General features: G+C 72.2%; 9 protein-coding genes. 4 read left to right on the top strand and 5 right to left on the bottom strand.

Annotated features, from left to right (window positions below; genetic code table 11):
* Nucleotides 1-8: 8 nt before the first annotated feature.
* Nucleotides 9-1,331, bottom strand: a complete 1,323-nt coding sequence (asnS, locus tag IPJ78_09125) for an asparagine--tRNA ligase (GenBank protein MBK7906716.1) — start codon at nt 1,329-1,331, stop codon at nt 9-11.
* Between the two features lie 173 nt (nt 1,332-1,504).
* Between asnS and IPJ78_09120 the strand changes: the two genes are divergently transcribed.
* From IPJ78_09120 to IPJ78_09110, 3 genes are all read left to right on the top strand, one after another.
* Entirely contained in the window at nt 1,505-4,027 is a 2,523-nt protein-coding gene (locus tag IPJ78_09120; GenBank protein MBK7906715.1) for an MASE1 domain-containing protein, read from the top strand.
* A gap of 111 nt (nt 4,028-4,138) precedes the next feature.
* Nucleotides 4,139-5,293 (top strand): FIST C-terminal domain-containing protein, encoded by a 1,155-nt coding sequence (locus IPJ78_09115; protein MBK7906714.1) that lies wholly within the window; start codon nt 4,139-4,141, stop codon nt 5,291-5,293.
* 22 nt (nt 5,294-5,315) lie between these two features.
* Entirely contained in the window at nt 5,316-7,322 is a 2,007-nt protein-coding gene (locus IPJ78_09110; GenBank protein ID MBK7906713.1) for an EAL domain-containing protein, read from the top strand.
* An 18-nt stretch (nt 7,323-7,340) separates the two neighbouring features.
* Here the strand turns inward: IPJ78_09110 and IPJ78_09105 are convergent, their stop codons facing one another.
* Genes IPJ78_09105 through IPJ78_09095 form a run of 3 tightly spaced genes read right to left on the bottom strand, consistent with a single transcriptional unit; the run spans nt 7,341 to nt 11,607 of the window.
* A complete protein-coding gene (locus tag IPJ78_09105) occupies nt 7,341-7,625 on the bottom strand; it encodes a hypothetical protein (protein ID MBK7906712.1) in 285 nt (94 codons plus the stop codon).
* Nucleotides 7,626-7,657: 32 nt separating this feature from the next.
* A complete protein-coding gene (locus IPJ78_09100; protein MBK7906711.1) occupies nt 7,658-9,643 on the bottom strand; it encodes a PAS domain S-box protein in 1,986 nt (661 codons plus the stop codon).
* Nucleotides 9,640-11,607 carry a PAS domain-containing protein gene (locus tag IPJ78_09095; GenBank protein MBK7906710.1) on the bottom strand — a complete coding sequence of 656 codons (1,968 nt, stop codon included), beginning with the start codon at nt 11,605-11,607 and terminating at the stop codon, nt 9,640-9,642. The genes IPJ78_09100 and IPJ78_09095 overlap by 4 nt, the downstream gene beginning before the upstream one ends.
* A 92-nt stretch (nt 11,608-11,699) precedes the next feature.
* On the opposite strand from IPJ78_09095, the gene IPJ78_09090 reads away from it, so the two are divergent.
* Nucleotides 11,700-12,809, top strand: coding sequence for a glycosyltransferase (locus IPJ78_09090; protein ID MBK7906709.1), 1,110 nt, complete (start codon nt 11,700-11,702; stop codon nt 12,807-12,809).
* A 10-nt stretch (nt 12,810-12,819) separates the two neighbouring features.
* Here IPJ78_09090 and IPJ78_09085 read toward each other — a convergent pair whose 3' ends face one another.
* The gene (locus IPJ78_09085) at nt 12,820-13,311 is read right to left on the bottom strand and encodes a hypothetical protein (protein ID MBK7906708.1); all 492 of its coding nucleotides are present in this window, start codon (nt 13,309-13,311) and stop codon (nt 12,820-12,822) included.
* Nucleotides 13,312-13,430: the final 119 nt, after the last annotated feature.

The raw sequence follows: 13,430 nt of genomic DNA, 5'->3' as shown, positions 1-13,430 counted from the left end.
CAGGTGCCTCAGGGATGGAGACGATGCATCATGCGCGGGAAGGCGATGCACTCGCGGATGTGCGGGGTGCCGCAGATCCACGCGACGGTGCGTTCGAGCCCGAGCCCGAACCCCGAGTGCACGAACGTCCCGTACTTCCGCAGGTCGAGATACCAGGAGTAGGCCTCGACCGGCAACTGCTCCTCGTGGATGCGCGCGAGGAGCTTGTCGTGATCGTCCTCGCGCTGCGAGCCGCCGATGATCTCGCCGTACCCTTCCGGCGCGAGCATGTCGTCGCAGAGCACGGTGCGCGGATCGGCCGGGTTCTCCTTCATGTAGAAGGCCTTCGCCTCCTTCGGGTAGTTGCAGATGAAGATCGGCGTGTCGTAGTCCTCGACGAGCAGCGATTCGTCCTCGGCGCCGAGGTCGTCGCCCCACTGCACCGCACTGCCCTTCTTCTGGAGCGTCGCGACCGCGTCGGTGTAGTCGATGCGCGGGAATGGCGCCTTGATCCGCTCGAGCTTCGAGAGGTCGCGCTCGAGTTCCTTGAGCTCGGCCGGGCGGCGCTCGACGCAGCGCTGCACGAGGTAGGACACGAAGTCCTCCTGCAGGCGCATGTTCGCGTGCGTGTCGTTGAACGCCACCTCGGGCTCGATCATCCAGAACTCGGTGAGGTGGCGGCGCGTCTTGGACTTCTCGGCGCGGAAGGTGGGGCCGAAGGTGTAGATCTTCCCGAAGGCGGCCGCCGCGGCCTCGCCGTAGAGCTGGCCGGTCTGCGCGAGGTAGGCGTTCCCCTCGTCGAAGTACTCGGTGGCGAAGAGGCCGGCACGCTCGCCGATCGCCGCCGTGAGGATGGGCGTGTCGACGCGGAGGAACCCGCGCTCGTAGAAGAAGTCGTGGATCGCCTGCTCGATCTCATGGCGGATCCGCATGATCGCGACCTGCCGCGGCGTCCGGAGCCAGAAGTGCCGGTTGTCGAGCAGGAAGTCGACGCCGTGCTCCTTGGGCTGGATCGGGTAGTCGAGCGCGCTGGGGCCGATGATCACCAGCTCCTTGAGCCCGAGCTCCACCCCACCGGCCTGGCGCGCGTCAGCCCGGATCTCGCCGGTGACGGTGATGGAGGTCTCGAGCGTGAGCTGCCCGAAGTGCTCCCACGTGCCCTCGCTGACCTCCTTCTTGGGCACGACGCACTGGAGCGTGCCGGTGCCGTCGCGCAGCACGATGAAGGCGATCTTGCCGGACGAGCGGAGGTGCTGGACCCAGCCGCTCACGCTCACCGTGGAGCCCACGAGGGCCGGGAGGTCGCTGATGCGGGTGGGGTCGACGGACGCAGGGGTGCTGGACACGGACATCGGGCGGGAGAGAGGCGAGGAAACCGCGCGGGCGCACCGATGCCGGGGCGCCCGCGGGGGATGCTCAAAGGTAGGGAGCGGCCCCCGGTCCGGGAAGCGAGTCGGCCCGGTGCCTTGCTCCGGTCGGTACCGGGCATGATGTTGCATGAGCAGCCCTCGCAGCCCCCGCTGGCATGGTCGCCTTCCTGCGCGCTCGACCGATCGCGACGAACCTCCTGCTGGCGGTGGCCTACGCGGCCATCGGCCACGCGACGCTCACGCTCGGTGAGGCGGGGGACATCGAGATCCGCCGGGTCATCTGGGCCTCCAGCGGGTTCGCGGTCGCCGCCGCCCTGCTCCTGCCGTTCAGCGTCTGGTGGGGCGTCGCCCTCGGCGGGGCTGCCACGACGCTCCTGTCGGGCGACCCGCTCCCGCACGTGCTCCTGACGGGCTCGGCCAATGCCATGGAGGTCGTGCTGGCGGTCGGACTGCTCCGTCGCGCGCGCTTCGACGTGGGCCTGCGATCCGTGACCGACGTGCTGCTCCTGCTGGCGCTCGCCTCCGGCCTCTCGGCGGCGCTCGCCGCGACCATCAGCGTCACCTCGCTCAAACTGTTCGTCGGCCTCCCATCGGAGGCGGTGCCGATGGTGGCGATCCAGTGGTGGCTGACGCACGCGATGGGCATCCTGATCATCACGCCGGTCGTGCTGGTCTGGAGCCGGACAGCGGCGCAGAAGGCGCTCGCGAAGTCGCTGCCGTCCGCCCTGCCGCGACGCACCGAGGTGCTCGCCGTGATCGTCGCGTCCTTCGCCGCCGCCTGGTGGCCCTTCACGGCGGAGGAGACGAGCCTGACGGTGCGACTGTTCTTCCTCCCCATCCCCGTGCTGCTCTGGGGAGCGGTGCGACTCGGCATGCGGTGGGCCGCGACCGGCGCGCTCGTCACCACCGCGATCGCGGTCCTCGCCGCCGTGGGGCACACTGGACCGTTCACCGTGGCCGCGGGGCAGGACGATCCGTTCAGTGCGGCCGAGGGGCAAGCCCCACCCGCCACCGCGGGGCCGAACCAGACGCTCACCCTCACGTGGGTGTTCGCGAACGTGGTCATGCTCTCCACGCTCGTGACCGCCGCCCTCGTCGAGGGCCTGCTCCGCTCGCAGCGTGAGCACGCCAACGGCGAACGACGCCTGCGCGCCGTGCTGGACGCCTCCGGCGAGGGGATCGTCGTCGCCGACCCGGCGGGGATCGTCACCCACATCAACGATGCGATCGTCGCGATCTGGCCGGTTGGTCTCCGGGCACCAGTGGTGGGCGAACCCATCGAACCGCCGCTCGACGGACTCATCGTCGCGACGGAGACGCCGGACGCCCGCTCGTTGCTCATCCCGCCGGCGGATACCGCTCGCCTGCAGGGCATGCTGACCTTCACCGACGGGCGCGTCTGGGAGGTGGAGGTCGACCAGCTGCCCGGCGCCACGCGCCGCGGCGACCGACTCTGGTCGTTCCGCGACGTCTCCGCCCGCGTCCGCGCCGAGGCCGAGCGCCGCGAACTCGAGGCGCAACTCCTTCACTCCCAGAAGCTCGAGAGCCTCGGCGTCCTCGCCGGCGGCATCGCGCACGACTTCAACAACCTGCTGATGGCCATCCGCGGACGCGCCGACCTTCTCGCGGTCGCGGACGGCTTGCCGAAGGAGGCGGAGGACGACGTCGAAGGGATCGTGCACACCGTCGACGAGGCGGCGAACCTCTGCCGGCAGATGCTCGCCTACGCCGGCCGAGGGGCCATCGAGACGCGCACGGTCGACCTCACCGACTGCGCACGCGAGATCAAGGAGATGCTCCGCGTCTCCGTCTCGCGGCGCGTCGCGCTCGAGATGGAATGGAGCGACACCCCGCTCCCCGTGTCGGGCGACGTGACGCAACTGCGACAGGTCGTCCTCAACCTCGTCACCAACGCGGCTGATGCCGTCGAGACCTCCGGTCACGACGGTCGCGTCACCGTACGTACGCGGCTCGCCGTCCTCGACCGCGAATGGCTCGCGCGGCAGGTCCTCGGCGGTGATCTGGAGCCGGGCGCGTACGCCCTGCTCGAAGTGCTCGACAACGGCGTCGGCATGGACGCCGCGACCGCGCGGCGGATCTTCGACCCGTTCTTCTCCTCCAAGGGCGCCGGACGCGGGCTGGGCCTCGCCTCGGCCCTCGGGGTGATCCGCAGCCACCGGGGCGCGCTGCGCCTCGAGTCGTTCCCCGGCGGAGGGAGCCACTTCACCGTCGCGCTCCCGCTCGCGGACGAGGAGGCCGCGCCGGCCGCGCCGTCGGCGCGCTCGGTGGCCGACCGCCTGCGCGGCCGACGGATCCTCGTGGTGGACGACGAGGAATCGGTCCGGAGCGTGGTCACACGCCTCCTCACACGCATGGGGATGTTCGTGGAACAGGCCCGGGACGGCGAGGAGGCGCTCGCACAGCTCGGCACGCCAGCCGGACGCACGATCGACGTCGTCCTCCTCGACGTCATGATGCCGCGACGCGGGGGCCCGGCGACCCTTGCCGAGATCCGCGCGCGGGGCTGGACCGTTCCGGTCGTGATGGCGAGCGGGTTCTCCGCCGAGGCGGTGCCGGAGTCGGTGCGGCTCTCGGCCTTCGTCCAGAAGCCGTTCTCCCGCGAGGTGCTGGAGGAGGCGCTGGCCTCCGTCCTCTCCGAGCCGGCGTCCTCGAGCTGAGGGGGACCGTCACAAGGTGAGTCGTGAAGCCGGACGACTCATGGCGGGACCGGTGCGGACGACACTCCATGAGAGGAATCCGTCCCGCCCCCGCTACCGCCCTGAGGCCCCGTGCAGGTCACTCGCGTCGAATACCATACGGCCACGGGATGGGCGCTCGCGCTCCCGGCCGAGCTCGATGGTCCCCGCACCCTCGTCCTCGCCTTCGGCGCCTGGAGCCTGCGCGACAAGGACGCTCCGTTCGCCGAACTCCGGCGCGCCTTCCCGCACTCCGTGCTGGCCGGCTGCTCGACCGCCGGCGAGATCGCGGGCGCGCACGTGCATGATGCCAGTGTGAGCGTCGCGATCACCGCCTTCGAGCGCACCGCGCTCCGGGCCGCGCACACGGCGTCCGCCGGGATCGCGGACTCCGCCGGCGCGGGCCAGCGCCTCGCCGAGGCGCTCCGGGCCGACGAGCACGGCCAGAAGCTCGCGGCCGTCTTCATCCTCTCGCACGGCGTGAACGTGAACGGCACCGAGCTGGTGCACGGACTCGCGGCCCACCTGCCCCCGTCCGTGCACATCACCGGCGGGCTGGCGGGCGACGATGCGAAGTTCGAGAACACCTGGGTCCTCGCGCACGGGGCACCCGTCTCGGGGGTCGTCTCCGCCGTCGGTCTCTATGGTGATGCGCTCGAAGTGGGCGTCGGCGTCAACGGCGGATGGCAGGACTTCGGCCCGGAGCGGCTCATCACGCGTTCGGAAGGTGCCGTGCTCTACGAGCTGGACGGGCGACCCGCGCTCGACCTCTACAAGGAGTTCCTCGGCGACTTCGCGGCGGAACTGCCCGGCTCCGGGCTGCTCTTCCCGCTCTCGATCACGCGCCGTGGCACCACGGCCCCGCCGGTGGTCCGCACGCTGCTCGGCATCGACGAGTCCGCGCGGGCGCTGATCTTCGCCGGCGACATCCCGCAGGGTGGCGTCGCGCGGCTGATGCGCACGACCAACGAGCAACTCGTGCAGGCGGCGAGTGCGGCGGTGGACCAGGCCTCGGGCGCGCTCGGCGGGACGGGCCCCGCGCTCGTCGTCTCGGTGAGCTGCGTGGGACGCCGGCTGCTGCTCGGCGAGCGCACGGACGAGGAGACGGAAGCCGTGCTCGAAGGGGTCCCGGAGGGGAGCGCGCACGTGGGGTTCTACTCGAACGGCGAGATCGCCTCGGCGCTGATCGGCGCGCCGAGCGAACTGCACAACCAGACCATCACCGTCACCGCCTACCGTGAGCGCTGAGCCGACGCGCCGCATGACGGTCATGCGCCCGACCCCGGGCGCGGCACCCGCGGTCGCCGGACTCCCGTCGAGCGTCACGCCGGTGCCGGAGCTGTCAGGCGCGGCCCTGCATCCGCTGCTGGAACGGCAGGTCAAGCGCGTCTGCAAGGACGGGAACGTGCTGTCGCCGGGCGATCGCCCCGAGACGCTGCGCACGTTGCTCGCGCGCGTGAGCAAGGCCTACAGCGACAACGACCGCGAGCGGTATCTCCTCGAGCGCGGACAGGAGATCTCGTCCCGCGAGATGTTCGCGCTCCACGAGCAGTTGCGCGCGAGCGAGGCGCGCCTCGCGAATCTCGTCTCGCTCTCGTCCGACTGGGTCTGGGAGACGGACCTCCGGGGACGGCTCACGTTCGTCACCGCCCCGTCCGAGCACCGCGAGTTCGACCTGCGGCCGTTCGTGGGGCGCCGCATCCTCCCCGCCCGACTCCCGGCCGTCGACGGGAATGACCCGAAGGAGCTGCGCCAGCTGCTCGCGAGGAAGTCCCCCTTCCGCAACTACGTCTTCGGCCTTCCCGGCTCGGGCGACCATCCGGTGTATCTGCGCGTGAGCGGCGAACCGTTCGTCCGCGACGGCGTGGTCGCCGGCTTCCGCGGGGTCGCGTCGGACGTCACCCGTGCCGTGCTCGACGCACAGGCGGTGAACCGTCTCGCCAGCTATGACGAGCTCACCGGCCTGCCCAACCGCGCGCGGTTCCTCGAGGAGCTCGGCTCGCGCATCACGCACGCGAGCGGCGCAGCGGGCGAGGTCTCGGTGATGTTCGTCGACCTCGACCGGTTCAAGGCGGTGAACGACTCGCTCGGTCATGCGGCGGGCGACAAGTTGCTCCGCGTGATCGCGGGCCGCCTGCGCCACGCCGTGCGCGAGCGCGACATGGTCGCGCGCCTGGGCGGCGACGAGTTCGTCGTGCTGCTGGGCAACGGCGGCGACGAGCGCACCCTGCAGATGATCGCGCAGCGCCTCCTCGAACAGATCGAGCGCCCGGTCCCGCTGGGGGACCGCCCCGTTCATGTGTCGGGATCGATCGGCATCGCGAGCTATCCCGAGGATGGGGACACCGCCGACGAGCTGGTGCGCAACGCCGACACGGCGATGTACCTCTCCAAGGAATCCGGGAAGGCCACCTTCCGGCACTTCACGCCCGAGCTCGCGGAGAAGCAGCGGCAGGAATACGTCGTCGAGGAGGAGTTGCGTCGGGCGATCGTCGAGAACGAACTGCGCCTGGTGTATCAGCCCATCCTCGATGCACAGCGGCTCACCTGCTCGGGCGTCGAGGCGTTGATCCGCTGGCAGCATCCGGCGCGCGGTCTCCTCACGCCGAACCACTTCCTCGACATCGCCGAGGACAGCGGCCTCCTGGTGCCGATCGGGCGATGGGTGCTCCGCACCGCGTGCCAGCAGCTCGCCACCTGGCGCGCCGAAGGGCTCGTTGTGCCGTCGTGCGCGGTGAACCTCTCCCTCAAGCAGTTCGCGAGTCCGACGCTGGTGGAGGACGTGCGGGCGGCGCTCACCGACGCCGGCATCGACGGCGCCTCGCTCGAGGTGGAGATCACCGAGAGCCAGATGATGGCCGACCCTGAAGGCGTGCAGGCGATCCTCCTCGAACTGCGCGCGCTCGGCGTGCGCGTGGCGATCGACGACTTCGGCACGGGCTACTCGTCGCTGGCGTACCTCAAGCGCCTCTCCGCGAACACGCTGAAGGTGGACCGCTCGTTCGTGCGCGGCCTGCCCGAGGACAAGGAGGACGTGGCGATCATGCGCGCGGTGCTCGCACTCGGCCACAGCGTGGGAATGGAGATCGTCGCCGAGGGCGTGGAGACGGAGGAGCAGCTCGCGTTCCTGCGCCACCTCGAGTGCGACCGTGTCCAGGGCTACCTGCTCGGCCGGCCGCTCCCGCCTGCCGCCCTGCGCGAAGCGATCTCGCGTGACCGGAGCGCGCTGCTGCCGCCGGCCGCCGCGGCCGCGTCGCTCTCGCAGTCCGCGGCCTGAACCCGCGGGGCGCGACCGTCAGATCCGCAGGTAGCGCCCCTGCTTGCCGCTCCCCTTGAGGGCGGCACCACAGTGCGGACAGTGGGCGATGGCGATCCCGCCGCCGCCCGCGTCGGGGGCGATGAGGACGAACCAGTTGCGCTGCCCGCTCCACCACTCGTATCGGATGTCGTGGTAGCAGGCGAGCGTGCGGGCGTCGAAGGCGGCGCAGCAGGCCGTGTACGCGCGCGGCACGGTGCGTGAGCCCTCGGGGCACGGGGTGCCGTCGAGGTGCGTCACGACCGGGGGGCGCGGGCGGGGCATGCGGGAAGATACTGCGCGGCCGAGCTCATCACTCAGCCAGGCGCCTTCCAGACCGGGAGATAGACGCGCGCCGTCGTCTCCTCGCGCGGGCCGGTCTCGATCACCAGCCGCCCGCCGGTGGCCTCGATCCCGCTCGCGAGCACCGCGATGCCGAGCCCGCCCATCTCCGTGAGGTCGGCGAGTCCGCGCGCGCTCGACGGCGACGATCGTCGCGGGGGCAACGTTGCGGCGAGCGTGCGGCCTCCGACCTCGGCGATCTCGAGGCAGATCCACTCCCCGAGCGGCGCATCGAGTGGCCGGCGTCCTGAGGTCGCCGGCACATGCCACGCGCGGAGCCGGATCCGCTCGGGCCCCGGCACCGTGTCGCGCGCGCGCACGAGCAGCGTGAGCACGATCTGCGTGACGAGCGCCGCCTCGGCGCGCGCCGGTGGCAACCCGTCGGCGATCTCGACCTCCACGTCCAGCTGGCTGGCGAAGAGGCGCGTGAGCACCGGTTGCAGGTTCGCGAGGTTCGCCCCCACGTCGAGCCGGCCCACATCGGTGGGCGCGCGCCGACTGAACGCGAGGAGTTGCGAGGTGAGACGCGCCCCGTCCCGCGCGCTCTGCTGGACCTGCAGCAGGTCGCTCGCGATCTCATCCGCCGCCGGACCGCTGATGCCCTCGAGGTGCCCGGCGGCCAGCTCGGCGAAGCCGCTGATCGCCGTCAGGAGGTTGTTGAAGTCGTGCGCGACGCCCCCGGCGAGCTTGCCCACCGACTCCATTCGTTCCGCACGCCGCAGCCCCTCCTCCATCGCCAGGCGCTCGGTGACGTCAGTGAGGATCGCGACGAACGAGGCGGGCGCGCCGCGATCGTCGCGCACCAGTTGCGCGAGGCACAGGAGGTGACGGACCGAGCCGCTCGCCCGCACCACGGGGAACTCGGCCGCGAACTCGTCGCGATCGCCGCGCTTGAGATCGTCGAAGAGCTGCGCGACGCGCGCGCGCTCCTCATCCGGCACGAGGGACAGCAGATGCGCGACGAGCGCCGGATGCCGGGATGCATGCACGCCGAGCAGGATCGACGTCGCGCCGCCCGCCGCTGACCGGCCCGTCGCGAGGTCGACCGAGAGCGCCCCGGTCCCCCGCGCGCGCATCGCGACCTCGAGCGCGGACCCGCTCTGCTCCATCTCCCGCGTCAGGCGATCGAGGCGCGCCCCGACGGTGTACGCCACCAGCATCGCGAGGAAGACCAGCAGGCCGACCGTCAGCCGGAACGCCCAGTGCCAATCGCGGATCGCGAGGCCCCACCCGACGGCCGGCATGGCGGCGATGCTCCACAGTTCGCCCTCGAAGGACACCGGCACGACCACCGGGTCGCTCACCGCCGATGCGGGGCCGCCGGCGATCACCGTTCCCTCCGCGTCCTGCACGACGAGCACGAGGCCCGAGGTGGGATCGGGGATCCGTGCATCGCGGAAGAGCGTCGGCGCATCGAGCACCACGCCGATCACCTCGGGGAACCCGTCGCGGTCGGGGAGGCGCGCGCGCATGAGGATCCCCGTCCCCCCCTCCGCGAGCGCGAAGGGGCCGGTGACGAACGGACGCCGGGCGAGCAGCGAGCGCGCGTGATCGGCACGGACATCGACGCGCGGATTGGTCGCCAGCGAGAATCCGAGGGCCGGTTCGTTGCCCTCGAGCGGCTCGATCCGCACGATCCGCCCCTCGTCGACATACTGCAGCGCCCGTACGCCGGGGGTCGCCTCTCTCGCGCCGCGCGCGAAGACGGCGAACTCCGCCTCGAGCTCCGCCCGGGAGCGGCGCAGCGAGACGAACGACCCGAATCCGGCGAGCAGACCGAGCCGCCGGTCCACTGCGCTGCGCAGGGCGTTCGCATACGGCATGAGTCGCGCGAGCACCCGCTCCCGCTCGATGCGCCGGACGTTGGCGAGGTACCAGCGATCGGTCGCCCAGCCGAGCAGGATGCCGACGAGGCCCACCAGCAGGACCGCGCGCCAGGCGCGCGTCGCGGTCGGGGTCATGCGGACCTCGCGAAGGGCGGGAACAACACCCGGAACGTGGTCCCTTCGCCTTCGACGGAGTGGACGGCGATGGTGCCCCCCGCCGACTCGACGATGCCGTACACGACCGCGAGCCCGAGTCCGGTGCCCCGCCCCATCGGCTTGGTGGTGTAGTAGGGCTCGAAGATCCGCTCGCGCACCTCGGCGGACATCCCCGTGCCCTCGTCCGCGACCTCGACCAGCACCCAACGCGCGGGCGCCGATCCGGCCGGTCGCGGCGCGGCGTCATCGGTCACCAGTGCGGTCCGCACCTGCACCGTGCCGCCCGACGGCATCGCGTCGGCGGCGTTGACGACGAGATTCGTGAGCACCTGCGCGAACTGTCCCGCGTCGACCGAGACGAGCGGCAGGGCCGATGCGAGCACCGGATCGATCCGTACGCCGTTCGCGCAGAGTTGACCGAGCGTCGGCAACAACTCCCGGATCGCGGCGCCGAGATCGACCGGGGCGCGGATGCCCTCGCGACTCCGGCTGAAGGTGAGCAACTGCTGCGTGAGGGCCGCGCCGCGGCGCGCCGAGGCGATCACCTGCTCGAGATCCGCCTGCACCACGGGCGCCGCCGCCGGCGGGAGGTCCGCCGCGCGCGCGAGCGCGAGCTCGCCGAACGCCCCGATCGCGGTGAGCAGGTTGTTGAAGTCGTGTGCCACGCCCCCTGCGAGCTTGCCAAGGGCTTCGAGTCGCTGTGCGTGCCGGAGGCGCGCCTGCAGTGCATGGCGCTCGGTCGCATCCGCGACGACCCCGACGATCCGCATCGGCCGTCCCGCCCGGTCGCGCGCGACGTCGCCGAGGACCAGCACCCAGCGAGGCTCGCCACCACTCGCCTTCACCCGGACCTCCTCCAGGAAGCCCGCCGCGTCGGGGCCACGCGCCCGCGCGAGCGCAGCGGCGAGCCGCGGACGATCCGCCGGATCGATGGCCGCCGCGAGCCGATCGACGCCTGCCTCGGCCGAGTCCGGCGGGCGGCCGATGATCGCATCGATATTCTCGTTCCAGGTCACGCGGTGCGTCGCGAGGTCCTCCTCCCACCCCCCCATCCGCCCCGTGCGCATCACGAGTTCCAGGGCCGTGCCTGATCGACGGACCTCGGCCTCGAGGTCGTCCCGCTGCCGCCCGAGCAGCCATGCGATCAGGGCCAGCGCGATCACGCTGAGGAACAGCACGCCGCGCACCGAGTAGCGCCAGCGCGCGCCGGACGTGGCCCACCCCTTCCGCGGCGCCGCGAGCATCCGGAACTCACCGTCGTTGTCGATGACGGTCAACGTCTCCGGCGCGACCGCCGAGCCGAGCGGGTCGCCGCCGAACCACGCGCCAGCGCGATCGTAGAGCTCGAACAGCATGCCACTCGACGAGTCGGGGATGCCCGCGCTGCTCACGAGGTCATCCACGTCGAGGACGATCGCCGCCGCGTCCGGGAACCCGCGGCGTGGCGCGAGGCGCTGGCGCACGATGAGCGCGAGCCCGCCCTGCGGGAGCTTCACCGGGCCGATCAGCGTCTCGTCACCCGGCGCCGCCGCGTCCTCGAGCGTCCCGGCGGGATCCTGCGGCCACGAGGCGACGACGCGACCGCCCTCGATCAACTGGAGCGCCCGCGAGCCGCGACCCGAGAGCACTCCGTCAACGAAGGTGCGGAACTCGGCGTCGAGCTGGGCGCGGGAGGACCGAGACGCCGTGAACGACGCGATCGCCGCGAGCCGCCCCGCCTCCCGCCGCGACGCGCGGACGAGCGCCTCGCCGCGGATCGCCGCGGCCGCGCGCACCTCGATCCGCGCGCGCTCCTCCAGCTGCGCCCCATACCACCGGTCCGCCACGAAAGCCCCGATGGTCGCGAGCGCGAGGGCGAGCAACGTCGCGCGCTGCGCATGCGAGCCTCGCCATGCCCAAGGCGCGCGCGGACCACTCGCGTCGGCGCCGGTGAGTTGGGTCATGATGAGAACATACCGTCGCAGCCCCCCTTGTCGCTCCCCCCATGCACCGGCCAGCTTGCCGGTGCACCGTCCCCCCTTTTCCGCCCGACCTCGTGCACCTGCCGCGCGGCCCCATCACGCACCTCATCGCTCCGGCACCCGCTGGCGGGGCCGAGTCGGTGATCCTCGCCCTCGCGTCCGCGGCCCCCGAGCGCACGCGCGTGATCTGCATCAACCAGCTGGCGGAGCCCGACGCGCCCGAGCTTCCCTTCACCACCCAGCTCCGCGCCGCGGGCGTCGGCGTCGACGAGGTCCGCTGCGGACGACGCCAGTACGCCGCCGAAGCCCGCGAGGTCGCGCGACTCCTCGCCGCGACGGGGTCGCAGCTCATCCACACGCACGGCTATCACGGGAGCATCGTCGGCTGGATGGCCGCGCGTCGCAGCGGGCTGCCGGCCGTCGCGACCTCGCACGGCTACCTCGATCGCGACGTGAAGGAGCGCCTGTACGGGTGGCTCGATCGCGGGGTCATGCGGCGCATGGATGCGGCCATCGCGGTCTCGCGCGGCGTCGAGGAGCGCCTGCTCCGCGGCGGGCACCGCCGCGATCGGCTCGAGGTCATCCGCAACGGCATGCCGGCCCCGGCGCGCCTCCTCTCCCGCGCCGACGCTCGCGCGCGACTCGGCGTCCCGGGCGACGGCCCGGTCGTCGGCTGGGTCGGACGGCTGAGCATCGAGAAGGGCGCCGATCTCTTCGTGCAGGCGATGGCCGCGACCGATCCCACGGTGCGCGCCGTCCTCATCGGCGACGGGGCGGAGCGCGGCGCCGTCGAACGCCTCGCCGCCGGCGACCCGCGGATCATCCTCGCGGGGCAGCAATCCGACGCCGCGAGCCTCCTCGCCGCCTTCGACCTGCTCGCCATCTCGTCCCGCACCGAGGGCACGCCCATGGTCGTCCTCGAATCGGTGAACGCCGACCTGCCGATCGCCTCGTTCCGCGTGGGCGGCATCCCCGACGTGCTCGCCGAGGACGCGGCCTGGCTGGTGCCCACGCTCGACGCACCCGCCCTCGGGCGCGCGATCACCGCCGCGCTCGAGGCGCCGGACGAGCGGCGCGCGCGCGCGACCCGCGCGAAGGCGCGTCTCACCGCCGAGCTCGGGATCGAGTCCTGGCTCGCGCGCGTCTGGGCCCTCTACGAGAAGGTCTGGGCGCGTCGGCGCTGAGCCCCGCGCGTCAGGGCGCATGCCAGCTCACGCCGACGGCGAGACTGCGGTGCGTCGCCAAGCCGCCACCACGATCGTCGATGTCGAACACGTCCAGCTCCGCCAGCGCATCGAGCTGCGCCTGCCCATAGGCCGCGCGCACGTACGGGCGCGTGCGCCGCATGGTCGCGACGTCGAACCGGGCGCCAAGGCTCCCGGTGCAGATGGTGAACGATTCGTCCTCGCCCTGACCGGCCGGGATCCCACCGGTGCAGGTGATGTCGAATGTCCACGCCGCGCGCGGGGAGAGGTGTCGCGCGAAGAGGAGGCCGAGGCGAGACCCGTCGCGGCGCGCGACCGCAGAGGCGAAGCGCGTGTGCCCCATGTCGACCGCGAGTTCGATCGCGCCCCGCTCCGGTCTGGTGGCCGCCTGTCCGTGAAGCGGGAGCGGCGCCAGGAGCGCGAACCACGCCAGGCAAGCCGCGGGAGGCGTGAACCGGCACCACATCGACCGATCCTGCATCCGGACCTCCTGGTCGGATGACACATCCATATTGGGGCGTCACGCGGCCGGGCGGGTCCGGCCGCTCCCTGACATCCGCTCAGGCCCCGCCCGACGCGACGGGAGCGCTCCCCGTGACG

This window comes from Gemmatimonadota bacterium, assembly GCA_016714015.1.
GTDB lineage: Bacteria > Gemmatimonadota > Gemmatimonadetes > Gemmatimonadales > Gemmatimonadaceae > Pseudogemmatithrix.
The sequence above is the reverse complement of the archived record's forward strand: the minus strand, read 5'-3'. Positions and strand labels throughout refer to the sequence as shown.

Excerpts from the sequence above, each read along its gene's own strand:
- IPJ78_09110 (MBK7906713.1), top strand. The coding sequence starts at position 5,316 with ATGCGCCCGACCCCGGGCGCGGCACCCGCGGTCGCCGGACTCCCGTCG.
- IPJ78_09100 (MBK7906711.1), bottom strand. The coding sequence starts at position 9,643 with ATGACCCCGACCGCGACGCGCGCCTGGCGCGCGGTCCTGCTGGTGGGC.
- asnS (MBK7906716.1), bottom strand. The coding sequence starts at position 1,331 with ATGTCCGTGTCCAGCACCCCTGCGTCCGTCGACCCCACCCGCATCAGC.
- IPJ78_09085 (MBK7906708.1), bottom strand. The coding sequence starts at position 13,311 with ATGCAGGATCGGTCGATGTGGTGCCGGTTCACGCCTCCCGCGGCTTGC.
- IPJ78_09095 (MBK7906710.1), bottom strand. The coding sequence starts at position 11,607 with ATGACCCAACTCACCGGCGCCGACGCGAGTGGTCCGCGCGCGCCTTGG.
- IPJ78_09105 (MBK7906712.1), bottom strand. The coding sequence starts at position 7,625 with ATGCCCCGCCCGCGCCCCCCGGTCGTGACGCACCTCGACGGCACCCCG.
- IPJ78_09120 (MBK7906715.1), top strand. The coding sequence starts at position 1,505 with ATGGTCGCCTTCCTGCGCGCTCGACCGATCGCGACGAACCTCCTGCTG.